This is a genomic window from Plantibacter sp. ME-Dv--P-095 (assembly GCF_030209365.1).
Lineage (GTDB): Bacteria > Actinomycetota > Actinomycetes > Actinomycetales > Microbacteriaceae > Plantibacter.
Genome location: NZ_JARVSB010000009.1, coordinates 575,916 through 598,794 on the forward strand (window position 1 = coordinate 575,916; position 22,879 = coordinate 598,794).

Annotated in this window: 22 protein-coding genes; 4 read left to right on the forward strand and 18 right to left on the reverse strand. The window is 68.7% G+C overall.

Annotated features, from left to right (window positions below):
* Positions 1–30: 30 nt before the first annotated feature.
* The 4 genes from QRN26_RS14780 to QRN26_RS14795 form a co-directional block, all read right to left on the reverse strand.
* Positions 31–240 carry a hypothetical protein gene (locus tag QRN26_RS14780; RefSeq protein WP_285037355.1) on the reverse strand — a complete coding sequence of 70 codons (210 nt, stop codon included), beginning with the start codon at positions 238–240 and terminating at the stop codon, positions 31–33.
* 94 nt (positions 241–334) lie between these two features.
* Positions 335–601 carry a hypothetical protein gene (locus QRN26_RS14785; protein WP_056781346.1) on the reverse strand — a complete coding sequence of 89 codons (267 nt, stop codon included), beginning with the start codon at positions 599–601 and terminating at the stop codon, positions 335–337.
* A 123-nt stretch (positions 602–724) separates the two neighbouring features.
* Positions 725–1,759: a zinc-binding dehydrogenase gene (locus tag QRN26_RS14790; protein WP_285037356.1), complete on the reverse strand. Its 1,035-nt coding sequence runs from the start codon at positions 1,757–1,759 to the stop codon at positions 725–727.
* Positions 1,760–1,824: 65 nt separating this feature from the next.
* On the reverse strand, positions 1,825–2,223 hold the full coding sequence (locus QRN26_RS14795) for a (R)-mandelonitrile lyase (RefSeq protein ID WP_056013255.1): 399 nt from the start codon (positions 2,221–2,223) through the stop codon (positions 1,825–1,827).
* 185 nt (positions 2,224–2,408) lie between these two features.
* Here QRN26_RS14795 and QRN26_RS14800 point away from each other — a divergent pair, with 185 nt between their 5' ends.
* Positions 2,409–3,281, forward strand: coding sequence for a helix-turn-helix domain-containing protein (locus QRN26_RS14800; RefSeq protein WP_056781341.1), 873 nt, complete (start codon positions 2,409–2,411; stop codon positions 3,279–3,281).
* Entirely contained in the window at positions 3,278–3,847 is a 570-nt protein-coding gene (locus tag QRN26_RS14805) for a sugar O-acetyltransferase (RefSeq protein WP_285037357.1), read from the forward strand. Before QRN26_RS14800 ends, QRN26_RS14805 begins: the two co-directional genes overlap by 4 nt.
* A 54-nt stretch (positions 3,848–3,901) precedes the next feature.
* Here QRN26_RS14805 and QRN26_RS14810 read toward each other — a convergent pair whose 3' ends face one another.
* The 3 genes from QRN26_RS14810 to QRN26_RS14820 are packed head-to-tail and all read right to left on the reverse strand — an operon-like array spanning position 3,902 to position 6,149.
* Entirely contained in the window at positions 3,902–4,615 is a 714-nt protein-coding gene (locus tag QRN26_RS14810) for a DUF3349 domain-containing protein (protein WP_285037358.1), read from the reverse strand.
* Positions 4,616–4,617: 2 nt separating this feature from the next.
* The gene (locus QRN26_RS14815; protein ID WP_285037359.1) at positions 4,618–4,926 is read right to left on the reverse strand and encodes a hypothetical protein; all 309 of its coding nucleotides are present in this window, start codon (positions 4,924–4,926) and stop codon (positions 4,618–4,620) included.
* Positions 4,927–4,937: 11 nt separating this feature from the next.
* Positions 4,938–6,149 (reverse strand): inorganic phosphate transporter, encoded by a 1,212-nt coding sequence (locus QRN26_RS14820; RefSeq protein ID WP_056781333.1) that lies wholly within the window; start codon positions 6,147–6,149, stop codon positions 4,938–4,940.
* 191 nt (positions 6,150–6,340) lie between these two features.
* Between QRN26_RS14820 and QRN26_RS14825 the strand changes: the two genes are divergently transcribed.
* Positions 6,341–6,691, forward strand: coding sequence for a VOC family protein (locus tag QRN26_RS14825; protein WP_157580503.1), 351 nt, complete (start codon positions 6,341–6,343; stop codon positions 6,689–6,691).
* Between the two features lie 87 nt (positions 6,692–6,778).
* Here the strand turns inward: QRN26_RS14825 and QRN26_RS14830 are convergent, their stop codons facing one another.
* The 3 genes from QRN26_RS14830 to QRN26_RS14840 form a co-directional block, all read right to left on the reverse strand.
* On the reverse strand, positions 6,779–6,931 hold the full coding sequence (locus QRN26_RS14830) for a DUF2474 domain-containing protein (protein WP_157580506.1): 153 nt from the start codon (positions 6,929–6,931) through the stop codon (positions 6,779–6,781).
* Between the two features lie 148 nt (positions 6,932–7,079).
* Positions 7,080–7,532 (reverse strand): VOC family protein, encoded by a 453-nt coding sequence (locus QRN26_RS14835; RefSeq protein WP_157580509.1) that lies wholly within the window; start codon positions 7,530–7,532, stop codon positions 7,080–7,082.
* Positions 7,533–7,685: 153 nt separating this feature from the next.
* Positions 7,686–9,623 (reverse strand): ABC transporter ATP-binding protein, encoded by a 1,938-nt coding sequence (locus QRN26_RS14840; protein WP_285037360.1) that lies wholly within the window; start codon positions 9,621–9,623, stop codon positions 7,686–7,688.
* 207 nt (positions 9,624–9,830) lie between these two features.
* On the opposite strand from QRN26_RS14840, the gene QRN26_RS14845 reads away from it, so the two are divergent.
* Positions 9,831–10,574, forward strand: a complete 744-nt coding sequence (locus tag QRN26_RS14845) for an alpha/beta fold hydrolase (RefSeq protein WP_285037361.1) — start codon at positions 9,831–9,833, stop codon at positions 10,572–10,574.
* A 551-nt stretch (positions 10,575–11,125) separates the two neighbouring features.
* On the opposite strand, the gene manA is transcribed toward QRN26_RS14845, so the two are convergent.
* From manA to QRN26_RS14885, 8 genes are all read right to left on the reverse strand, one after another.
* A complete protein-coding gene (manA, locus tag QRN26_RS14850; protein WP_285037362.1) occupies positions 11,126–12,331 on the reverse strand; it encodes a mannose-6-phosphate isomerase, class I in 1,206 nt (401 codons plus the stop codon).
* Positions 12,331–15,066, reverse strand: coding sequence for a CIA30 family protein (locus tag QRN26_RS14855; protein WP_285037363.1), 2,736 nt, complete (start codon positions 15,064–15,066; stop codon positions 12,331–12,333). Before QRN26_RS14855 ends, manA begins: the two co-directional genes overlap by 1 nt.
* Complete coding sequence (locus QRN26_RS14860; protein WP_285037364.1) at positions 15,063–16,076, reverse strand: ROK family protein; 1,014 nt, start codon at positions 16,074–16,076, stop codon at positions 15,063–15,065. Before QRN26_RS14860 ends, QRN26_RS14855 begins: the two co-directional genes overlap by 4 nt.
* Positions 16,073–18,559: a glycoside hydrolase family 2 protein gene (locus QRN26_RS14865; protein WP_285037365.1), complete on the reverse strand. Its 2,487-nt coding sequence runs from the start codon at positions 18,557–18,559 to the stop codon at positions 16,073–16,075. The genes QRN26_RS14860 and QRN26_RS14865 overlap by 4 nt, the downstream gene beginning before the upstream one ends.
* Positions 18,556–19,317, reverse strand: a complete 762-nt coding sequence (locus QRN26_RS14870) for a carbohydrate ABC transporter permease (RefSeq protein ID WP_369796511.1) — start codon at positions 19,315–19,317, stop codon at positions 18,556–18,558. The genes QRN26_RS14865 and QRN26_RS14870 overlap by 4 nt, the downstream gene beginning before the upstream one ends.
* A 155-nt stretch (positions 19,318–19,472) precedes the next feature.
* Positions 19,473–20,432, reverse strand: coding sequence for a carbohydrate ABC transporter permease (locus QRN26_RS14875; protein WP_056781307.1), 960 nt, complete (start codon positions 20,430–20,432; stop codon positions 19,473–19,475).
* A gap of 83 nt (positions 20,433–20,515) precedes the next feature.
* Positions 20,516–21,814, reverse strand: a complete 1,299-nt coding sequence (locus QRN26_RS14880) for an ABC transporter substrate-binding protein (protein ID WP_056781305.1) — start codon at positions 21,812–21,814, stop codon at positions 20,516–20,518.
* Positions 21,815–21,967: 153 nt separating this feature from the next.
* The gene (locus QRN26_RS14885; protein WP_285037366.1) at positions 21,968–22,837 is read right to left on the reverse strand and encodes a LacI family DNA-binding transcriptional regulator; all 870 of its coding nucleotides are present in this window, start codon (positions 22,835–22,837) and stop codon (positions 21,968–21,970) included.
* Positions 22,838–22,879: the final 42 nt, after the last annotated feature.

A 22,879-nucleotide genomic window follows, 5' to 3' on the forward strand; every position in this document is an offset into this window, starting at 1 on the left:
GCCCTGCCGCGATCAGGCGTGTTGCGATCGCTAGCGCTTGTCGCGCCGGAAACGGGCCTCGCGGCTCGCGATGTGCACACCGAAGCCCATCGTCCCGGCGGCGAAGGCGGTGATCACGACGAGGATCGCGAGCTCGTCGCCTGCGGCGTAGGCGAACGCGGCGACGAACAGCGTGATCACAGCCGCGACCACGAGCAGCGCACCGATGACCTCACCCCGGCTCCCGAACATCTCCCGCATGCACCCAGCGTGCAGCAGGAGCCGTTCGCCCGCAACGCCCGGCAGATGAATCCTGGCCACGACCGACGGGGCATGCTCTCGCTGTGACGGCTCGCTAGACGAGTTCCAGAACGGCGGTCGAGCCGAGCACCATGCCGATGGCCGCTTCGGTCTTCGCGTCGTCGGTGTAGGCGCCCAGCCGGATGTCTCGGCGACCACCGCTCATGAAGGTGAGTTCCACGAAGACGGTCTCGACGGCCTCTGAGCCCTCGACGTCCTCGTCCCGGTACAGCTTGGTCTCCCACGAGACGCTCACGATGCTCTCGGTGTTGAAGAACTCCCGCTTCTTCCCGGCGCCGACGTCAGCAAGGAACCATGCCATGTTTGTCCCACATTCTCGGGCCGAAACTCGACCAGTGATCGTATTCTACCGCCGACGTCGACGCGAAGGGATGCGGACGGTTCCTCGTCCGGCCTCGTATCCGGCTGGAGCGCGTCGCGCCGACTATGGGCGGATCAGCACTTTGAGCGCCTCGCGGGAGTCCATGAGGCGGTAGGCCTCGGCGATCTCGGAGAGGGGCAGCTCGCGATCGAAGACCTTGCCGGGCATGATCGTCCCGCCGAGGACCTGTGGCAACGCGGCTTCGATGTAGGCGCGGACGGTCGCCGGGCCGCCGGTCAGGGTGGCGTTCTTGCCGAACAGCGACGAGAACCCGACAGGCGCGTCCTCGTACTGCGGGACCCCGACGCGCGAGATCGTTCCGCCAGGGCGCACCACCCCGTAGGCCTGCTCGTAGGCGGGCAGGTGTCCGACGGCTTCGAGCACGACGTGCGCTCCCTCCCCGCCGGTGAGCTCGAGCACCTTCCGGACACCCGCGTCGCCCCGTTCGGCAACGACGTGGGTGGCGCCGAACTCTCGGCCGAGGTCGGTGCGGGCCTCGTGACGGCCCATCAGGATGATCGTCTCGGCGCCCAGTTGGCTCGAGGCGAGAACGGCGGACAGGCCGACGGCGCCGTCGCCGATGACGACGACGGTCTTGCCGGCCTCGACCCCGCCCGTGTGTGCGGCGTGGTACCCGGTGAGGTACACGTCCGAGAGGGTCAGGAGTGACGGCATCAACGCCTCATCCGTCCCCGCTGGGATGACGACCGCGGTGCCGTCGGCCTGGGGCACCAGCAGCTGCTCGGCCTGGGTCGCGGATGACGCGCCGTCGAAGAACCCGCCGTGCACACATGAGGTGGTCACGCCGTCACGGCAGAACGCGCACGTGTTGTCCGACCAGGCGAACGGGACGATCACGGTGTCCCCGACGGCGAGGCGTTCGACGGCATCGCCGACCTGCTCGACGACGCCGATCGCCTCGTGTCCCATCCGGCGTCCTTCAGGGGTCTCCTCGAGGGAGTGGTACGGGTGCAGGTCGGAGCCGCACACGCAGGCGTAGGTGACGCGGATGATCGCGTCCGTCGGATGCTGGATCGAGGGCTCGGGGACGTCTTCGACGCGGACGTCGCCGGCGTTGTACATCAGGGTTGCTCGCATGAGCGTTCCTCTCGTGTCGGTCGTGCAGTGTGGTGCGGTGCAGTGTGGTGCGGTGTGATCGCGCTTCAGCGGTTGTCGTACTCGGCGTCGGTGACGTGATCGCCCCAGTGGGCACTGTCGTCGCCGTCGGGGGTCTCCCAGAGCGCGAGGTGGGTCATGAAACTGTCGGGTGCTGCGCCGTGCCAGTGCTCCTCGCCGGGAGGCGTGTACACGGTCTGCCCTGCGCGGACCTCGACCACGTCGCCGCCACGCGCCTGCACGAGCGCGGTGCCCTCCATGATGCGGAGCGTCTGGCCGAGCGGGTGGGAGTGCCAGGCGGTGCGAGCCCCGGGGCTGAACCTGACCAGGCCGGCGCTCAGGCGTTGGCCTTCGTCCTGCGGAGCGACGACGGGGTCGAGCCACACGTCGCCGGTGAACCACTCGGGAGGATTCTTCACCGTGGGGGTCGTGGGGAGGATGCGCATGATCGTCCTTTCTCTGGATGGGTCGTGGCGACGGTGGACAGTGAGCCCTGCCCGGTCCACCGGACGGAGGCGCCCGAACGTCACACCACGAGTGAAACGCGATCTCGCGCAAGCAGGGAGTCTCTCTCGAACGGTGTACTGCCAGTGCATCCCACACCCGCACGGACCGTCGTACGGTGGGTGGCATGGACAACAAGGCCGAGGTGCGTGAGTTCCTCATGTCACGGCGTGCGCGGCTCTCGCCCGCGGATGTCGGGCTCACAGCCGGCGCGAACCGCCGCGTGGCAGGACTGCGCCGATCAGAGGTCGCGATGCTCGCCGACCTGAGCGTCGAGTACTACGCCAAGCTCGAGCGCGGTGACATCGCGGGCGCATCCGCCGCCGTGCTGGAGTCGCTCGCCCGGGCGCTGCTCCTGGATGAGACGGAGCGGATGCATCTGCTCGATCTCGCGCGTGCGGCCGACGGCATCCCGACATCCGGCCGCCACCGGCGCCGTGCCAACGCCCAGCAGCCCTCCCGCGTCGCGTTGCAACGCACGCTCGACGCGATCACCGGGGGCCCGGCGTTCGTCCGGGACCGTCACCAGAACCTCGTGGCGACGAACCCGCTCGGTGCAGCGTTCTACTCGCCGGTCATCGGAGCCGGCGGAAGGATCCCGAACCTGGCGCGATTCCAGTTCCTCGACCCCGCAGCGCACGACTTCTACCCCGACTGGGAGCTGTTCGCTCAGATGTGCGTCGGCATCATGCGGGTCGAGGCCGGCCGGGATCCACATGACCGCACCCTGCAGGATCTGGTCGGTGAACTCACCACGCGCAGCGAGACGTTCGCCCGGCTCTGGACGGCGCACGACGTCCGTACACACGGATCCGGCACCAAACGGTTCCACCACCCCATCGTGGGAGCACTCACACTCACCTACGAGGAACTCGCCGTCACGGCCGAGGACGGCCTCAGCCTCCTCGTCTACACCGCCGAACCCGGATCCCCCTCCGCCGAGCGCCTCCAACTCCTGGCGAACTGGGCCTCCGAGGCCCCGATCACGGAGCACTCATGACCCTCACCGAACTCCTTGCCGCCCTGAACGCCGGCGAGACCATCGCAGGCGGTTCCCCCGGGCACGCGGTCATGCACGACACCAGCCAGGAAGCGCTCCGGATCGCCGGTGAACTCAATGCCGGCTATCACCCACCCGCCCGGGTGAGGGAGCTGCTGGCCGAGCTGACCGGCCGTCCCGTCGATGAGACGGTGACGCTGTTCCCACCGTTCACCGCCGACTTCGGCAAGAACATCCGACTCGGCGCCCGGGTGTTCATCAACTCGGGATGCCGCTTCCAGGACCAAGGCGGTATCTCGATCGGCGACGACTGCCTGATCGGTCACAACGCCGTCATCGCCACGCTCCAGCACGGCATGCAGCCCAGCAAGCGGGCCGACCTCATCCCCTCGCCGGTCGTCATCGGGCGGAACGTCTGGCTCGGAGCCAACGTCACCGTCCTCCCCGGGGTCACGATCGGTGACGACTCCGTCATCGGCGCCGGCTCGGTCGTCACGAAGGACATCCCCGCTGGGGTGATCGCCGTCGGCTCCCCCGCGCGCGTCGTCCGCGCCCTCGACGATTAGCCGGCGTCGACCGGTTTCGGGGCGTCCACTCCCGCGGCCGGGCATGCGGCCACCTCAGACCGCGAAGTCGCTCGGCCACCCGTGATCGGCGAGGGACCGGCGGACACGTTCCACGTCCTCGTCGCTCGGCAGCTCTGCGGTGACCTGGGCGATCGCCGTGGCGACGTCGACCCGGCTGAGCGAGGGGTCGCCCTCCGCCGCGAGGCGGGCGCCCACCTCGGCGACCTCGGCGTCACTCAGCCGCCGGCGGAGGAGCGCCACGAGGGGGACGAAGTCCTGCTCGGGGAGTCCTGCGGGGTATCCGGCTCGGAGCCAACGCACGATGCGGGCGACCAGCCCTCCGCGCTCCCCGAGCAGGTTCGCGCGATCTCCGCCGGCGTCGGTGTGGTCGGCCGCTTCCGCACGGACGTCGTCCGGGCTGCCGAGCGGCCACCCCGCGCTCGCGAGCCGGGCGGAGACCCGGACGAGGTCCTCCGGGAGCGCCGGTCCGAGGAGGAGCTGTTCGACCCGCGCCCGCAGCCGATCGTGGCCGACCGGCTCGCCTGAGGCATCCGCGTTCTCGGCCTCGACGATCAGGCCGCCGACGACCTGGTCCAGCTCCTCGGGGGTGAGGCTCCGTCGAAGGATGCCGAGCAGCGGCACGTAGTCGTGCTCGGGCACGCCCGTCGGGTATCCGGCGCGGAGCCAGCCGACGACCCGCGCCACCACGCCGGACCCACCGTTCGCGACCTCGACGCCGGTCGCGTCTCCGCCGTTCTGCTCCGACATGCTCAGCCCTTCGGGGTGAAGGTCGGGAACACGTGGTCGAAGCTGACCTCCTGCCCGAAACCGGTGGCGACGATGATCGTGAGTCCGACCAGCACCGCCGCGACGACGACGGCGAAGCACAGGACGCCGATCGCGCGGAGCAGCGCCGGCGGGAGCGCGGGCGTGCCGGACCCGCTCCGGTCGTCGGAACCGGCGCCTCCGGCGACCGCGAACGAGCGGACACCCAGCGCGAAGAGCGCGGGAAGCCCCGCGCCGAGCACGAGCGCGATGACGGCCACCTGGGCGGCGGCTTCGAGGAAGAGCATGAACATGTCCGACGTCCTTACGCTGCGGTCTGCTGCGACGAGCGGGCGGGGGCGTCCTGCCAGTCGTCGTTCACGTTGTGGGATCCGATGCTGTCGCGGCGGGATCGGAGGTAGATGAAGAGCGCGACGCCGGCGAGGATCGCGACCATGAGGATTCCGCCGATCGCACCGCCCACGAGGTGACCGACCCACCACATCACCGCTCCCATGAGCGCGGCTGCCGGCAGCGTGATGACCCAGGCGACGACCATCCGGAGGGCCACTCGCCAGCGCACCTGCGCCCCCGGTCGACCGACTCCGGAGCCGAGGATCGATCCGGTCGCGACGTGGGTGGTGCTGAGCGCGAAGCCGAGGTGGCTTGAGGCGAGGATGACGGCCGCGGAGGAGCTTTCGGCGGCCATACCCTGCGGCGTGTTCAACTCCACGATGCCCTTGCCGACGGTGCGGATGATCCGCCACCCGCCGATGTACGTGCCCAACGAGATCGCGAGGGCACACGCGAGCTTCACCCACAGTGGAACCGACTCGGTGTCGTCCCAGCCGCCGGCCGCGATGAGCGCGAGGGTGATGACGCCCATCGTCTTCTGTGCATCGTTCGTGCCGTGGGCGAGCGAGACGAGCGATGCACTGCCGATCTGCCCGATCCGGAAGCCGCGGTGGAGACGCCCCTGGGCGAGGTTGCCGATGACGCGGAAGACGAGCCAGGTGCCGATCGCGGCCACCGCGCCGGCGAGCACCGGCGACATGAGGGCGGGGAGGATGACCTTGCCGACCACGCCGTCGAGCTTCGAACCGTCGCCGGCCCAGTTCACGCCGTTCAGGCCGAGGCCCGCGAGCGTGGAGCCGATGAGACCGCCGAAGAGCGCGTGCGAGGAGCTCGACGGCAGCCCGAGGAGCCAGGTGAGCAGGTTCCAGATGATGCCGCCGATGAGCCCGGCGAGCACGATGAGCAGGAGTGCCGAGCCGCCTCCCTCGAGGAGCGCCGGATCGGGAGCGCCCGACGAGTCCTGGATCTTGACGACCGCGTTCGTGACGGTGAGCGCGACTTCGATGCTGAGGAACGCGCCCACGAGGTTCAGCACCGCCGAGAGGGTGACCGCGACCTTCGGCGGCAGCGCACCGGTGGCGATGGAGGTCGCCATCGCATTCGCCGTGTCGTGGAATCCGTTCGTGAAGTCGAAGGCGAGCGCCGTGATCACGACGAGCGAGAGCAGGATGATGGGGTCCACGGCGACGAGCTTGCTCCTCGATCACGGGATCGACAACGGGTGCTCGGGCGGATTCACCCACTGTTCACGTTTCGTGGAAGCCGTCGGCGGCACGCGGCGGAAAGCGACGCCTACCGAGCTGTGTCGCTCGTCAGTCCACTGGCTGTCCCTTCTCCGGTGCTGAGCGCGACAAGGTCCACTACCGTGGTCGCATGAAAGCACGAGCGGTGACCGTGGGAATGCCCGTCCGTGACCTGACGCAGGCGATCAGTTGGTATCGAGCTGCTTTCGACCTCGGCGAGCCGGACCAGCTCCCGATGGACAACCTCGCCGAGTTCGATCTCGGAGCGTTCTGGCTGCAGTTGGCTGAGGATCCTGAGCTGGCCGGCCGACAAGGCATCTCCGTCAACATCAGTGTCGTGGACGCCGCCGCGGAACGTCAGAACCTGCTGTCTCGCGGCCTGGCCGTGACCGAGGTGCAACGATTCGAGGGTGTCGTCGAGTTCTTCGCGTTGACCGATCTCGACGGCAACACGATCGGTTTCGTCACCGAGCTCGGCTGATCACGCGGCGCAGTCGAACGCGAGCGCCGTGATCACCCGGGCGCGCGCAGGCTGATGCGGCCCGCGGCGACGAGGTGGGACCCGACCTCAGCGACCGACCAGACCGGCCGACCAGAGGACGAGATTCACGAGGATCGCGACGACTCCCACGACGAGGACGACGGCTGTCCAGAACATCACGATGCGGAGCAGCCGAGTCTGAGGCGATTCGCCGGGTCGATTCCAAGGTGCGGGAGCCATGGAGAAAACGTATCGTGTGGTCGGCGACGCCGTCCACAACACCCCGGATGTGCGCTTCTCCTGGTGTGGTCTTCGGCATCGCCGCGGCCACCACGTCGACGGTGAGCGCCCGCACGCCTTGACCGGGCCCGAGGGCCGCGGACCGTGCTCAGCTGTGCGTCGTGTTCGCCCGCATCTCCTCGACGGTCATCTCCGGTGCACCGCCGGCGGCCGCCTCAGGGTCCATCCAGACGAAGTCCCAGTGGTGGCCGTCGAGGTCGTCGAAGCTCTTCGAATACATGAAGCCATGGTCCTGCTCGCCGGCAGGTGTCGCCCCGCTCGCGATGGCCGTCTCGAAGATGGAATCGACGTCGCCCTTGCTCTCGGCGCTGAGCGCGAGCTGCACCTCGGTGGAAGTGGTGGCGTCGATGATCGTCTTGCTCGTGAATTCCGCGAAGAACTCCCGGGTCAGCAGCATCGCCGTGATCGTGTCGCTGATGACCACGCTCACCGCGTTCTCGTCGCTGAACCCCTCGTTGATCGAGTACCCGAGTGCCTCGAAGAACTCCCGTGACCGGGCCAGATCGTTGACGGGCAGGTTGACGAAGATCATGGTGGGCATCAGGGCCATCTCCCTCGATGGTGCCGGCGGCCCGGTGCCGTCGATCGTGTCTGAATCCTGGCGAGGGTGGCGGACGGCGTCAAGAGGGACTTGAGGAGAGACGGTCGGGGTGTCCGAGCCGAGGACGGCGATGCACTCGCCACTGAGCCCCGATCAGCCGACAGGGCGCCTCTGAGGGTAACCACCGGACGCTGGCCCGTTGAGCGCTTCTTCACCTGCAGGTAAGGCTGCGTTCTCCGCGAACTGCGTGCGGTGCAACTCCTCGTATCGGCCGCTCAGAGCCAGGAGCTCATCGTGGGTACCCCGCTCCACGATCGAACCGTCCTCAACCACGAGGATCAGGTCTGCGCTGCGGATGGTCGAGAGACGGTGGGCGATCACCATCGCCGTTCGGCCCTCGAGTGCTTCACTGAGCGCCGCCTGTACAGCTGCCTCCGATGTCGAATCCAGCGCCGCCGTCGCCTCGTCGAGGATGACGACACGTGGCTGGGCGAGGAGGAGCCTCGCGATGGTCATCCTCTGGCGTTCGCCACCCGACAGCCGGTAGCCGCGCTCGCCGACCATGGTGTCGAGCTGATCCGGCAGCGACCGGATGAGCGGCTCGAGTCGCGCACGGCGAACGGCGTCCCACACCTCGTCGTCGGATGCCTCCGGCCTGGCGAGGCGCAGGTTGGCGAGGATGGTCTCGTGGAACAGGTGGCCGTCTTGGGTCACCATGCCCAGGGTGTGCCGCATCGAGGCGAAGCTGACGTCGCGAACGTCGGTACCCCCGATGCGCACGGCGCCGCTGTCGACGTCGTACAAGCGTGAGAGGAGTTGGGCGATCGTGGACTTACCGGCTCCGGACGTCCCGACGATGGCGACGGTCTGACCTGGCTCGATCCTGAAGGAGATGCCGTGCAGCACCTCGTCACCGCCGCGGGTGTCGAGCGTCGAAACCTCTTCGAGCGAGGCGAGCGACACCTTGTCGGCGGACGGGTAGGCGAAACGCACATCGTCGAACTCGACGGACGCGGGGCCCTCGGGGAAGGTGACGGCGTCGGGCTTCTCCTGGATGAGCGGCTTGAGATCCAGCACCTCGAAGACGCGCTCGAAGCTGACCACAGCGCTCATGATCTCGACCCGGGCGTTCGCGAGACCGGTCAGGGGCACGTAGAGCCGGGTGAGCAGGAGCGCCAGGGTGACCACCTCTCCGGTGTCGAGCTGGCCGGCGAGTGCGAGGGTGCCGCCGAGCCCGTACACGAGCGCGAGGGCGAGAGCGGAGACGAGCATCAGCGCGGTGACGAAGACGAACTGCAACATCGCCGTGCGTACCCCGATGTCTCTCACCCGGGCGGCGCGCACGCGGAACTCCTCGGCCTCCTCGTCAGGTCGGCCGAACAGTTTCACGAGGGTGGCGCCGGGTGCCGAGAAGCGCTCGGTCATCTGCGTGCTCATAGCCGAATTGTGGTCAGCTGCTTCGCGGCGCAGCGCGGCGAGGCGACGACCCATGCGGCGCGCGGGTATCAGGAAGATCGGGAGCATGATCACGGCGAGGACCGTCACGAGCCAGGACGTGCTGAGCATGACGATCAATGTGAGGATCAGGGCCACGATGTTCGTGACCACGCCCGACAACGTGCCGCTGAAGGCCTGCTGAGCGCCGATCACGTCATTGTTGAGGCGGCTCACCAGGGCGCCGGTCCGTGTTCGGGTGAAGAATGCGATCGGCATCTTCTGCACGTGGTTGAAGACGGCGGTGCGCAGATCCAGGATCACGCCTTCGCCGATCCGTGCCGAGAACCATCGCGTCACGAGCGACACGGCGGCATCCGCGAGAGCGACGAGGGCGATGACGGCGGCGAGCCACACGATGGTCGTGACCGCTCCCCGGGCGACGATGACGTCGACCACCTTGCCGGCGAGCACTGGCGTCGCGACCGCGAGGAAGGCTCCCCCGATGGAAAGCGTGATGAAGATCACCAGCTTCGACCGGTAGGGCACCGCGAACGTCAGGATCCGCATCACGGACTCACGGGAGAAACCGTGCTTGCCATCCCTGGCGGACGAGATCTTGTAGAGCGAGCTCCAGGCCGCGCTTTCCATGCTCATTGCGGTTCCTTCCGTGGGCGCCAGCCCTAAACGTAGATGCCGGGTGTTCAAACCCGAAATCCTCCTCACCTGCACCGAGCCGGGGGGTGTTCAGCAAACGGCTCGGCAGGCGACGAAGGCGTGCGCTGTGTCGTTGCTCGGGTTCATCGCCGGTGTCGCCGTGGCGGCGACGCTCGGCGTCGCAGGACTGGCAGGGTTGGGAACACCATGTTCTCCACCCGTTCCGGCCTCGACGACGCAGCGCCCGTGCTCCTGCTCCACGGCGGCGGCGTTGCCGGGTGGATGTGGGACTCCTTGAGGGGAACACTCGAGCCCTGCCATGCCGTTCTCGTTCCCGACCTCCCCGGCCACGGCCGCTCGGCCGGCGAGTCGTACGTCTCCCATGCAGAGACCGTTGCTGCACTCTCGCAGCTCCTCGTCGCGACGGTGCCTGGACGCCCGGCGACCGTGATCGGCTTCTCGCTCGGAGCCCAGCTCGCCATCCGACTCGCCTCCGAGCATCCTGAGCTCGTCAGCCAAGTGATCGTCGTCAGCGCTCAGGCGAAGGCCATGCCGTTCACGAACGTCACCTTGCGAGCGCTCGGAGTCGCTGCTCCCCTGGCTCGCAGACGATGGTTCGCGAAGCTGCAGGCCCGAGAGCTGTTCATCCCTCCTCACCTGATGGCCGAGTACATCCGCACCAGCGCCGGTATCACGAAGGCGACGCTGTCGGCCGCGGTCGGCGACAACCTGAGGTTCGAGCTGCCCGCGGGATGGTCGGCGTTCCGAGGGCGTGTGCTCGTCATGGTCGGACGACGGGAACGACGTCTCATGCGTGATTCGGCAGACGCCATCCATGCAGCGCTGCCCGGGAGCGAACGCTCGATCATCGACGGTTGCGGCCATGGCATCCCACTCCAACGCCCGGAGTGGTTCGACGACCGCGTCCTGCACTGGCTCTCCGCGGCCTGAATCGAACCGCCAGAGGAGGACGTCATGATGTCTTCGCGCACCGTCGAAACGAAAGTCCGGTATGTAGCCCGCTCGGTGTTGCGCGATCAGCGAGCATGGAATGCGATGTTCAGGTACCCCGGTCACGTCCCGTCGAGTGGTCCGACTTCCCGACACCATGCCGTAGCGGGGTCGTCCGCAGTGGCATACGCTCCGGAACACACGATGAGGGCGGGACCATGGCGCAACGGTGGGTGCTGGTGCATGAGGGCTCGGTCTATGACCTGCCGTCGCAGGCGGTGGCTCGGTTCATGCAGCGACGGATCAGCAGGGCTCGATCCTCAGGCGAGGCGCTGCTCTTGCGCATTCCGGTGCCTGGGTCCGTCGACGTCGTGACGGTGGTCATCGACGCGAGCACACGCGTGTCCGTGCGGCCTCGTCGCTACTCATGACGAGCGCACGGGCTCCTGGATGCGCCGAGCGCTTGCTCCTGCAGAGCCTGACGATGCAGACCAGGAGTCTCGGGAACGCTCGTCGCAGGCGGATGGCGTTCAGGGATCCGGTCTGGCAGATCAGCCGGTGGCGACGAACACCCGTCCGTCCGTGGACACCGTGAAGGGGTCCGGCCCCGGTGAGACGAACACCGCCGTCCCTCGCTCGAGCACCATGGTCTCCGTGCCCTGTTCCACCCGAGCCGTCCCGGCGGTGACGACGATCACCGCCGCCTCACCGCCAGCGAGGCCGGTCGCCGTCCCTGGACCGATCCGGGCGAGGAGGAAGTCGTCGACCGGCACCGGGTACACGACCCCACCGCCGGTGCGCGCAATCGGCTCGACGAACGGGATCGGCAGTGGCTCGAAATCGAGAACGGCGAGGAGCTCCGGCACGTCGACGTGTTTCGGCGTCAGCCCTCCACGCAGCACGTTGTCGCTCGACGCCATGACCTCGACCCCGAAACCGGAGAGGTACGCGTGGATGTTCCCAGCGGGCAGGAACAGCGCCTCACCCTCCTGCAGGGTCACGAGGTTGAGGAGCGCCGCGACGACGATGCCGGGGTCCCCCGGGTACGCTTCGGCGAGCTGCAGGATGAGCTCGCGCTCGGCCGACCAACGTGCCGGACCGTCATCGTCCCCGGCACCTTCGCCGACCGCGCCGGTACCGGCTGCACGGACGAGGGCTGCGACCGCGCCGGGCATCGGTCGTTCGAGCACTGCCCGCACCGTCGATTCCAGCCCCTCGTCGACCAGCTGAGCCACGAGCGCCTCGAGCACCGCCCGGTCCGGCACGTCGACGAGGCTGGCCAGATGCGTCAGCAACTCGCGCGACTCCTCGACCGCCCGGAATCCACAGAGGGCACGGAAACCGTCCTGGAGAGCGACGATGATCTCCGGCTTGTGCCAGGCGTCCTTGTAGTTCCGATGCGGCGCGTCGAGCGGCACGCCGCGCGAGTCCTCGTCGGCGAACCCGGCCCTGGCCCGGTCGGGGGTGGGGTGGACCTGGAGGGAAAGCGGCCTCGCAGCAGCCAACAGCTTCAGCAGGAACGGCATCCTGGAACGCCCACCGAGAGCCGCGTCGGGGTCCGACGCGATCCACTCGTTGAGACTGCTCGGAAGACCGCGATCCTGACCGACGAGTTCGGTCACGCTGCCGGGGTGTGCCCCGAGCCAGAGCTCCGCCTGAGGCGAACCGTCGGCGGGCACGCCGAGCATCTCCGGGATCGCCGTCGTCGACCCCCAGGCGTATCGCTTGGGGTCGCTGGTGATCCGGTGTAGCCCCATCAGCTCACCCGTAGGCGACCGCGGGCCAGCAGCAGGCCACCGATCGCGAGGAGCGCGAGCGCACCGACGATCCAGGGCGTGGCCTCCAGGCCGGTGCGGGCGAGGTCTTCCGTCGACACCGTCGTGTCGGTGCCGCCCGCTCCGCCGGGTTGCCCCGTGCCCGGCTGCCCCGTGCCCGGTTCCGGCTCCACCGCCGCGACCGTCGTGACGATGTCATCGACCAGCAGGGTGCCGGCGCCCTCGCCACCGAGGTAGAACCCGATCTGGGTGACGGAGGTCGGGTCGAACGCCGCCTCGCCGGCCCACGCCGGTGGGGCGAAGGCGGAGAACGGGATCTCGACCAGCTGCCAGCCCTCGCCCTCGATGGGCGCGACCGTCTCCCAGTAGGTCCCTCGCGTCACGAACTGTACGGTGACGTCGTCGCCCGGTGTCCCCTGCACCCAGAACTCGAGCCCGGTGTAGCCCCACCAGTCCTGTGGCGTCTGGAATGTGCGGACGACACCGGCGTATCCGGGACCGGCGAGATCGTACGCGGCTGTCATCGCCTGCGTTCCGGTGTCCGGGTTCTTCGTGATCGTCGGGGTCACCGCACCGCCCCCGGTATTCCGCACGTAGGTGGCCTGCAACGCGGCGTCATCGGCGTAGGACTCGAAGTCCTCGACGACGAGCGGCTCGCTCGGGAGGGGCTTCATGAGGAAGTCCGCCGCTCCCGTGCTCGAGGCGGTCGCCCCTGCTCCGTTGACCGCGGTGACCGACCACCAGTACCGCTGTCCTGGAGTGAGGGCGACCGTCGGCGTGATGGAGGGGTTTCCGATGCCGTCGACGACGACGACCGGGTTCCCGAGGTCGGCCTGCGCCGCAAGCGTGAAGCGGTAGTACGCCGCACCTGCCGCCGGCTCCCAGGTGAAGGTCGGGGTCGCGGTCACGTCGACGGTGCCGGATGCGGGCGAGATCGATGCGAACGCCGCCGGTGGCCCGCTCGGGGCGTCCACCGCCGACCAGATGGTGGCTCGCGAGACGGTCGCGCCGGCGGCGAGCGTCACCCGGAGATACGGCCCCACCAGATCGCGTGCGGCCACCGTGCCGTCGGGTCCGACCTCGGACGGTGCGGTCTCCCAGGCAGAACCGTCAGCACTGGACTCGACCACGACCGACCCGGATACGATGAACGACGCCGCCGAGAGCCGGTCCTGCTTCCAGGTGACGCTGGCTCCATCGGAGGCTGCGACCACACTCGTCCCATCCGCCCGTGGAACGATCGTCGTGCCGTCGTGCGCCTCGGTGAGCAGCCAGGACTCGAGCGGGTCCACGAGCACGCGGGTGTCGGTCTCGGTCGCGAGCGGGTCCGACAGCGCCGCATCGGCTCCGGCCCCGTCGATCGCGACGACGCGATAGACGGCTCCCGTCGGCGAGGTGAAGTCCGTCGCGGACCCGGCGTCGGCTCGGAGCGCGCCGGTGTCCACAGCGGTCCACGAGGTCCCGTCGAGCGAGCGCTCGACCCGGTATGAGACCGCGCCGCCTGCCCCGCGCCATCGGATCGTGTTGATGCCGTCCGCGCGGTCGACCGCCGTGATGAGCGGTGTCCCGACGGCGGGAGCAGCCGGCACGGCACCGATCGCGGCCGCGTAGGCGGTGATCGCGGAGACCCGGGCGCGCTCGGCATCGGTGGCACCGGGTGCATGGATCGTGAATCCATCGTCGTGCGGGACGAGCCCGCCACGGTCGTTGTTCCCGAACAGCGACCAGAACAGCATGCCGGTCACGTTCGGGTCGGCGACCAGCGGTTCGAGGAGTGCCGGGCTCGCAGCCGTGGCGGCGTACTCGCCAGCCAGGTACACCTTGCCCGCGGCGGTGACCGTGGCCGCGTCAGCCGACACGCGTGCGGCGGTGGGCGGGTAGTAGTGCACATCGACGATGTCGAGTTCCGGCGCGGAGAGCGTGTCCGGGTCGATGTCGAATCGCCGACCGGCCGCGACGAGCTGCTGTGGGGCGCGTTCCTTGATGAACGCGACCTGCCGGTCGATCCACGTTGCGGTCATCCCCTCCAACTCGTTCCCGAGCTCCCACGCCATGATCGTCGGGTCCTCGATGTACGGGACGCCGGTCAGCGCGTTCGTCCGCTGCAGGATCGCGTCGACGTAGGCCTGGTAGGCGGCGATCGGCCGCTCGTCGGTGTAGAAGTCGGCCGACGTCAGCCCGAACGGGGTCGTGAAGTCGCGATGCCCGCCGTGGTAGTACTCCCACTCGTCGGTGAGCGGGAGCACGAGCCGGATGCCGAGCTTGCCGGCGTATGCGACGGCGAAGTCGATCGTCGCGAACGCCTCCTCGTTCATCTGCCCGAGGCTCGGCATGATGGCCAGGGGGTTCGCGCCGTCCTGGCCCGTCGAGGTCATCATGTGTGTCCGAACCACGGTCGAACCCATCCGGGCCGCCGCGTCGAGGGTGTCGGCGATGCGGAAGGCCGTCGGGTAGTCGACCCCGCCCACGTTCTCGTCGAGACCGAGCCAGTAGATGTTCGGGCCGCTGAACCGGAAGGTCTCACCGTCGAGCACGAGGCGGGAGCCGTCACGCTCGACGAACGAGGTGTTGCGTGAGGTCCAGTCGACCGGGGCGGCAGCGGCCGGTGCCGCGAGCGCCGGAAGCAGCGCGGCGGTGACGGCCGCCGCGACCATGCCGGCGGCCAGGCGGCCGCTCGTGTTGCGGTGGGGTGGGCGGGGGTCCGGGGTGCGGTTCATCGTGCCAGGCTCCTTCGTCTGGGATGGTGCATCGGGTCGTGTGGTGGGAGGCCGAGTGCCTCCGGTCGGTGGATGAGTGCTGCAGCGCCGAGGATCGGCCCCGCACCGTCGAGCGCGGATCCCGTGACGACCACGCCGGCCGCGTAGTCGAGGACGATGGCGTCCTGCACCGCGGCGCGGACCAGGTCGAGGTAGTCGGTGCTGACGGCCGTGAACCCGCCGCCGATGGCGACCGCTTCGATGTCGAGGAGGGTCGCGGCACTCGCGATCGCTTGCCCGACCGCGGTGGCCGAACGGACGACGGCGGACCGCGCGACGGGATCCCCCGCCGCCGCGTCGACGGCGAGTTCCTCCCCGGTGTGTCCGTCCCATCCGTGGGTTCGCGCCCAAGCGACGCTCCGGGGGCCGGACGCGATGCGCTCGAGCGTCGCGTCGTCGGCCGACTCCCCCGGCATACGGGAGGCGATCTGTACCTGGCCGATGTGGCCGGCGTTCCCGCTCCTGCCGGCGATCAGCCGTCCGTGCAGGATGATCCCGCCGCCGACACCGGTCGAGACGATCATCGCCATCGAGTTCTCGGTGCCGCGGGTCGCTCCGAGCCAATGCTCCGCGAGCGCGATGCAGGTGCCATCGAGACGGACCACCACCGGGGCGTCCGGCAACAGCCGTGCGACGTGTGTCCGGAGGTCGAAGCCGTGCAGTCGCGGGAGGTTCTTCGGGCTCACGGTGCCTCGGCCGAGGTCGACGGGACCCGCCGAACCGATGCCGACGCCGACGAGCGCGGAACCGTCCGGCAGGTGCGCGACCGAAGCGAGGACCACTCGGTCGACGGCGTCCTCCAGCGCACGGCGTCCGGCATCGGGCCCCGTCGGCGCCCGGTGCGCACTGCCGTCGACCAGGACGCCCTCGGCCGTGACGAGCGCGGCCTCCACCTTGGTGCCGCCGAGGTCGACCGCGAGCGCGACCGACCCCGACGGATCCCGCCCAGCGGTCCGGTCCGCCAGGGTCACCGCGCCCAGTCCTCGACCAGCTGGTTCGCGGTGCGCACGACGCGGGTCGACAGGAGCTCGTCCTCGTCGAGTTCCACCTCGGTCCGCACGTGGAACGTCACGCGCTCTCCCGGCAGGAGGGTGACGAGCTGGTCGTCGACGACGGCGGCCGGGTCCAGCTTGTCGACGAGCAGCGTGAGGTCGCGGAGGAACGACTCGGCGGCGATGGTCACGGCGTAGCCGTCGTCCTGGCGGGCGACCTCGGCGCTGAACCGCGGGGCGGGGATCGTCGAATCACGTGCCTCGGCGAAGGACCAGAAGCCGCGCTCAGCCCCGAGTGTCGCGACGAGCACCTCGTCAGACGCCGAGCCCGCGACCGCGACCGCTTCGGGGATCTCGACGAGCGTCGAGGAGCGTCGGTCCAGGGCGACGGGGACGCGCACCGAGGCGAGTTCGGTCCCGTCGAACCGGAGGCGTCGGATGACGAGGTCGTCCGCCCAGGCGTCCGGGCCGTCGTTGAGCACGGCGACCACGAGGGACTCCCCTCGCGGCTGCACGGTCACGAGCCGATCGGCGTAGACGTGTCGCAGGGCGTAGAGCAGCGGCTTCGCGCGCTCGTCGCCGTCGACGGCCGCCCAGGACGTGACGGGCCAGCAGTCGTTCAGCTGCCAGACGATCGACCCCATGCAGCGTGGACTCCACGACCGGAAGTGCTCGATCGCGACGGTCACCGCGTTGGCCTGGTTGAGTGACATCGCCCAGTGCCAGTCCTCGGTGTCGTCCGGCAGCGGCAGGTGCGCAACGAGTCCGTCGGTCAGCTTGTCGTTCCCGTCCGTCGCCTTCTGGTGATGGATCATGCCGGGCGACTCCGGCGTGAGCGGGGAGTCCGAGATGGCCCGGTCGATCGTCGACCAGGTCGCCGGACCCTGCCAACCGAACTCGGCCACGAAGCGCGGCAAGACGTCGCGGTAGGCGGGGTAGTCGACGCGGTTCCACAGCTCCCACAGGTGCACGGATCCGTGGTCCGGGTCGTTGGCCGGGATGTCCGGCGTGCCCGACCATGGGCTGCCCGCGGTGTAGTTGCCGGCCGGGTCGAGCTCGGCGACGAGCCGCGGCAGCAGGTCGAGGTAGTAGCCCATGCCCCAGGTGCGGCCCTGGACCCGCTTCTCCCAGCCCCACTCTTCGAAGCCCCAGATGTTCTCGTTGTTGCCGTTCCAGAGCACGAGGCTCGCGTGCGGCATGATGCGCGTGATGTTGTCGCGCGCCTCAGCCTCGACCTCGCTCCACAGCGGTTCCTCCTCGGCGTAGGCCGCGCAGGCGAAGAGGAAGTCCTGCCACACCATGATCCCGCGCTCGTCGCAGAGTTCGTAGAAGTCGTCGGACTCGTAGTAACCGCCGCCCCAGATGCGGAGCAGGTTGAGGTTCGCGAACTCGGCCTGGTCCATCCGGCGGGCGAGCCGCGCGCGGTCGACGCGGGTCACGAAGGCGTCATCGGGGATCCAGTTGGCGCCGCGCACCCAGACGGCCTCGCCGTTCACGACGAAGCGGAACGAGGTGCCCTCCGCATCGGGTTCGAGTTCGACCGCGACCGTCCGGAACCCGATCCGCTTCGACCATTCGCCGAGGCGAGCCTCGTCCTGCCCGAGCACGACGTCGAGGTCGTACAGCGGCTGCTCACCGTACCCGCGTGGCCACCACCGTTCGACGTCCGGCACGGCGAGCTCGAGCACGACGGAATCCGCGCCGGCAGGGAACACCACATCGGCGTTCACCTCGGCGATCGTCGCCGTGAGCGCGAGCGCCGCGTCACCGTCGCCGGCGCGTTCCACGTCGACGTGCACGGCCACCCGGCCCTCGCTGCCGTGGACCGTCACGACCGGGCGCACCGAGGCGAGCCGGGCCGTCGACCACGACTGCAGACTCACCGGCTTCCAGAGTCCCGACGAGGCGGCGTCGAGTCCCCAGTCCCAGCCGAAGTTGCACGCGGCCTTCCGGATGGCGTTGAACGGGTGGGAGTAGGTGTGGGGGCGGTAGCCGATCTCGAGGCTGGCGAGGTCCGCCGCGGCGATCGGCGAGGCGAAGTGCACGACGAGATCGTTTTCGCCCTCGCGTAGGACAGCACCGACGTCGATACGGTACGTGCGGTGCTGGTTCCGCGTGGTCGCGACGACCGAGCCGTTCACGGTCACCGTCGCGACGGTGTCGAGTCCCTCGAAGACGAGGTCGTGCCGCTCGTGGCCGTCCGGCTCCCACGTGAAGGTGGTGCGGTACTCCCAGTCCGTCGATCCGATCCACGTCACCAGGTGCTCGTTGCGGTCGAGGAAGGGGTCGGGGATGAGCCCGGCGTCGAGGAGGTCCGTGTGCACGAGGCCGGGTACCGTCGCGGGCACGCTCGTCCCGACGAAGGCCTCGGGGATCGCCCCGCCGACCGCACGCAGACTCCACCCCTCGTGCAGGAGGCGGGTGGTCAGGGGACGGACGGTGGCGGTGTCGATGATGCTCACTTGGTTGCTCCAGAGGTCAGGCCGTTGTAGATGTATCGCTGCAGGAAGAGGAAGGCGACGAGCGTCGGGATGATCACGAGGATCGTCCCGGCCGCGATGATCTGCCACTGGGCGCCGAACGGTCCCATGAACCGGAACAGCGAGGTGGAGATCACCCCCAGGTCCTGCGACGGCATGTATAGGAAGGGGATGTAGAACTCGTTGTAGATGGCGATGCCCTTGATGATGACCACCGTCGCGACGGCGGGCTTCAGCAGCGGGAGGATGATGCGCCAGTAGATCGTGAATCGGTTCGCGCCGTCGAGCATCGCCGCCTCGTCGAGGGAGACGGGGATCGACTGCATGAACTGCAGGAAGATGTAGATCGCGACGATGTCGGTCCCCATGAAGAGCAGGATCGCCGCACCGCGGGTGTTGAACAGCTCGAGTGCGGATACCACCTGGAACGTGGCCACCTGGGTCGTGACCGACGGCACAAGCGTCGCCAGGAGGAACAAGCCCATGACGAGCTTCCGTCCGCGGAAACGGAACCGGTCGAGCGCATAGGCCGACATGGTGCCGATCAGGATCGTCCCGGCGACGGACACGAGCAGGATGATCGCGGTGTTGAGGAAGCCGGTGACCATGCCGCCCTGGTCGAAGGCGACGACGAAGTTGTCGAAGTTGAACCAGTTCGACGGCGGGGTGAGCGGCCCGGTCGTCCGCTGCTCGCGGTCGGTCTTGAACGCGAGCATGAAGATCGTGGCCAGTGGGACCACGGCGAAAAGGCTCGCGATGATGAGCGAGGCGTACTTGACCGTCGTCGCGGTGAGGGCGGCGGCGCCCTGCGGGCGCTTCGGCCCGCGCCGCGTCCGTCGCAGTGCGCGTCGGGGCTCGGGTGTGGGAACGGAGACCGGTCGGTCGGCGGTGGTGGTCACGATTCGCCTCCCTTCTCGTCGGGGAAGACCCGGCGTTGGACGAAGGTGATGATCAGGACGATCAGCAGCAGGACGACGGCCATCGCGGACGCCAGACCCACCTTCGAGAATTTGAACGCCGTGTTCACGGTCTGGATCACGAACGTCTCGGAACCGTTGGCACCGCCGGTCATGACGTACGGCATCTCGAAGGCGGACAGTGCTCCGGCGATGGCCAGGATGAACGAGAGGCCGAGGATGCGCCGGATGCTCGGCAGGATGATGAACCGGAACTTGTGCCACGAGTTGGCACCGTCGAGATCCGCGGCCTCGTACTGCTCGGACGGGACCGACTGGATCGCGCCGAGGAACAGGACGAAGTTGAGGCCCATGTACCGCCACACGGACGTGGCGGCGAGGGAGGCGTTGACGAACGAAGGGTCGCCGAGCCACTGCGGGGTGTCCTGCACACCGACTGCCGCGAGGAGGGCGTCGAGGGTGCCGCCTGGGCGGAGGAAGTAGAGGAAGACCAGCCCGATCGCGACCCCGTTGATGAGGTAGGGGAAGAAGATGACGCCCTTGAAGAGGTTCTTGAAGCGGGTCCGGAAGCTCAGCAGCGTGGCGAGGTACAGCGCCAGGACGAGCTGGGCGACAGCTCCGACCAGGTAGTACAGGCTCACGAAGAAGACCTGGAAGATCTCCGGTTTCGTGAAGATCTGCACGAAGTTGTCGATGCCGACGAACTCCTGCTCGGGCTCCAGTCCGTCCCACGAGGTGAGGCTGTACCAGAACATGTTCGCGACCGGCACGTAGGTGAGGACGATCAGGAAGGCGAGTGGCACCACGAGGAACAGCCACGGCGTGACTCGGGAGCCGGTGGCCTTCGGGGGCCGGCCCGGCCGCAGCGTGCGTGCGCGGCGTGGATGGTTCGTCACCACCGCTCGGGTGGCGGGTGATGCTCCCTGGACTGTGACCATGCTCGTTGCCTTCTTCGCTGAATGGGGGTGGTGGGCACCCGGGCTCGCCGTGGGGACGGGCCCGGGTGCCGATCGGAGGGGTGCTACTCGGCGACGTCGGCGCGGGCCGCTGCCCAGCGCTCGTTGAGGTCGGCGAATGCGCTCTCCTTGTCGCCGTCGGCTGCGCCACGGGCGACGTCGATGAGCTTCTGGCGGTAGGTGTTGCCGAAGAGGTCGATCTCAGCGGCGTTCGCGATGTCGTTGATCACGGCTTCCTTGCCCACGGGGTCCGGAGCGAGCTCCAGGTAGGTGACGCCGAGGTCGGAGAAGTCGGCCAGCGTGTCCGGCGCCGGGTCGCTGATGACGGGGCTGATGGCTCCCTGGCTCGCGGCGAATCCGGACTCGTTCGTGAACCAGTCGATCCAGGCCTTCGCGGTCGCCTTGTTCTTCGAGTACTTGCTCACCGCCAGGAACTTGTCGGAGGCGGTGACGGAGGTGAAGCCCTCGTCGGTCTTCCACGGCATCGGCCAGAAGCCGATCACGTCGCGGGACTCGCCGGCCTTCTCCGCCGCGTCCTGCATCTGCGAGACGGCCCAGGAGCCGAGCACCATCGAGCTGATCTCACCCGAGGCGAGGAGGTTCTTCGACTCCTCCCAGTTGGTGGTGGTGGGGTCAGGCTCGCTCAGGCCGGCGGCAACGGTGTCGAAGAGGAGACCGTCGATGTTGTACTGGTCGTTGCCCTCGGTCCATGGGCTGTCGGTGGCGATCATCTCGGTACGGACCTCCGGGCCCTGCACCGCACCGAGGTTGCCCTCGAGCGTCGCGAGCGGCCAGCCGTCCTTGTAGTTCGTGTAGTACGGGATCGAACCGTTCGCCTTGATCTTCTCGAGTGCGGCGAGGTACTCCTCCTCGGTGGCCGGCGGCTCAGTGATCCCGGCCTTCGTCCAGACGTCGCGGTTGAAGACGTAGCCCATGGCGGAACCGAAGGTCGAGACGCCGTAGGCCGTCCCGTCGAAGGAGGCCTCGTTCGCGAACCGGTAGGTCTTGGACTGCTCCTCGGTGCTGCCGAGCGGCTCGAAGAAGTTCGCGTACTGATCCTTGGTGACATTCGAGGACGGGATGAGGAGCACGTCGCCGTAGTCCTTCGAGTTGAGGCGGATCTTGGCGTCGCCCTCGTAGTCGGTCAGGGCTTCGAACTTGACGGTGGTGCCGGGATACTGCTTCTCGAACTCGGCCGCGTAGTCCTTGAAGGTGGTGTCGACGAGGTCGGTGCGGTTGGTGAGGACGGTGATCTCGCCGCTCGGGTCGCCGTCGTCGTTGGCGGCTCCGCCGGAGCAGCCGCTGAGGACGAGTGCCGCGGCCGCAGCCGTTGCGGCGAGGCCGATGATCGGTCTCCGGGACATGGGAACTCCTTCGTTCGTGGGGGCGAAGGGCCGGGTCGCCTCGTCGCTCGCTGTCCAGCATCGTCTGCCGCCTTGCTCTCGTCAAGACTAAACATTATTAATTTATATAACAAATCGGTCACAGCACATCTCGGTTCGTGGCGCGCCGACGCGTCAGGCGCCGGGCACGGAGCCTGAGGTCGAGCGCTCGATGACCACGGCGTGCGGCGCCTCCCGGGTGGCGCCGGGGCGGCCCGCCAGCAGCTCGAGCAGCTCCTCGCCCGCCATCTCGCCGATGCGCTGCACGTCATGGCTCAGCGCGGACATCGGCGGGTCGGACAGCTGGCACTGCGCCGAGTCGTCCCAGGCCACGATCGAGAGGTCGTCAGGCACCCGCAACCCGGCCTCCTGCACCGCCTGCAGCCCGCCGAGCGCCATCACGTCGCTGTCGAACACGACCGCGGTCGGCCTGGGGTCGCGTGCGAGCAACGCCTGCATGGCCTGGACGCCTGAGGTCCGGGAGTAGTCGCCGCCGATCGAGACGGTGTCCACGTCAGGCCCGTCGGAGGCGAGCGTGAACGCCTCCATCCGGGACAGCGTGTGCGTGAGCTCCCTCGGGCCGGTGACGTGCGCGAGCCGCCGGTGCCCGAGCGAGACGAGGTGGCCCACGGCCTCGTGCATCGTGACCGCGTCGTTGGTCCAGACCGCCGGGAGGCCCTGCGCCGTCGCCGGTGCACCGATCACGATCGCCGGGATTCCGGACCGCTCGACGAAGGCCACCCGCTCGTCGTCGTCGATGAGGTCCACGAGGATGACGGCGCTCACCGCTCCGTCCTGGTGCCAGCGCCCCAGCTGCAGCAGTTCCTCCTCCCGAGTCGGCAGGACTCGGAGGAGCACCGACAGGCCGTGCGGTCGGACCACGCGATCGATGCCGGCGATGAGCTCGTGGTAGAACGGCTCCTCCCCGTAGATCTCCGAGGCACGGAACAGCGTGAGGCCGATCGGCCTGGACTGCGCGATAGTCTGTTCGGCGTCGAGACCCATCGGGACGCGGCCTTTCGTGAGAAGTGGTCGTGTGGCCCTCAC

Bases quoted from the DNA above. Each gene is read 5' to 3' on its own strand.
- QRN26_RS14780 (WP_285037355.1), bottom strand. From the start codon at position 240: ATGCGGGAGATGTTCGGGAGCCGGGGTGAGGTCATCGGTGCGCTGCTC.
- QRN26_RS14785 (WP_056781346.1), bottom strand. From the start codon at position 601: ATGGCATGGTTCCTTGCTGACGTCGGCGCCGGGAAGAAGCGGGAGTTC.
- QRN26_RS14790 (WP_285037356.1), bottom strand. From the start codon at position 1,759: ATGCGAGCAACCCTGATGTACAACGCCGGCGACGTCCGCGTCGAAGAC.
- QRN26_RS14795 (WP_056013255.1), bottom strand. From the start codon at position 2,223: ATGCGCATCCTCCCCACGACCCCCACGGTGAAGAATCCTCCCGAGTGG.
- QRN26_RS14800 (WP_056781341.1), top strand. From the start codon at position 2,409: ATGGACAACAAGGCCGAGGTGCGTGAGTTCCTCATGTCACGGCGTGCG.
- QRN26_RS14805 (WP_285037357.1), top strand. From the start codon at position 3,278: ATGACCCTCACCGAACTCCTTGCCGCCCTGAACGCCGGCGAGACCATC.
- QRN26_RS14810 (WP_285037358.1), bottom strand. From the start codon at position 4,615: ATGTCGGAGCAGAACGGCGGAGACGCGACCGGCGTCGAGGTCGCGAAC.
- QRN26_RS14815 (WP_285037359.1), bottom strand. From the start codon at position 4,926: ATGTTCATGCTCTTCCTCGAAGCCGCCGCCCAGGTGGCCGTCATCGCG.
- QRN26_RS14825 (WP_157580503.1), top strand. From the start codon at position 6,341: ATGAAAGCACGAGCGGTGACCGTGGGAATGCCCGTCCGTGACCTGACG.
- QRN26_RS14830 (WP_157580506.1), bottom strand. From the start codon at position 6,931: ATGGCTCCCGCACCTTGGAATCGACCCGGCGAATCGCCTCAGACTCGG.
- QRN26_RS14835 (WP_157580509.1), bottom strand. From the start codon at position 7,532: ATGCCCACCATGATCTTCGTCAACCTGCCCGTCAACGATCTGGCCCGG.
- QRN26_RS14840 (WP_285037360.1), bottom strand. From the start codon at position 9,623: ATGAGCATGGAAAGCGCGGCCTGGAGCTCGCTCTACAAGATCTCGTCC.
- QRN26_RS14845 (WP_285037361.1), top strand. From the start codon at position 9,831: ATGTTCTCCACCCGTTCCGGCCTCGACGACGCAGCGCCCGTGCTCCTG.
- manA (WP_285037362.1), bottom strand. From the start codon at position 12,331: ATGGGGCTACACCGGATCACCAGCGACCCCAAGCGATACGCCTGGGGG.
- QRN26_RS14855 (WP_285037363.1), bottom strand. From the start codon at position 15,066: ATGAACCGCACCCCGGACCCCCGCCCACCCCACCGCAACACGAGCGGC.
- QRN26_RS14875 (WP_056781307.1), bottom strand. From the start codon at position 20,432: ATGGTCACAGTCCAGGGAGCATCACCCGCCACCCGAGCGGTGGTGACG.
- QRN26_RS14880 (WP_056781305.1), bottom strand. From the start codon at position 21,814: ATGTCCCGGAGACCGATCATCGGCCTCGCCGCAACGGCTGCGGCCGCG.
- QRN26_RS14885 (WP_285037366.1), bottom strand. From the start codon at position 22,837: ATGGGTCTCGACGCCGAACAGACTATCGCGCAGTCCAGGCCGATCGGC.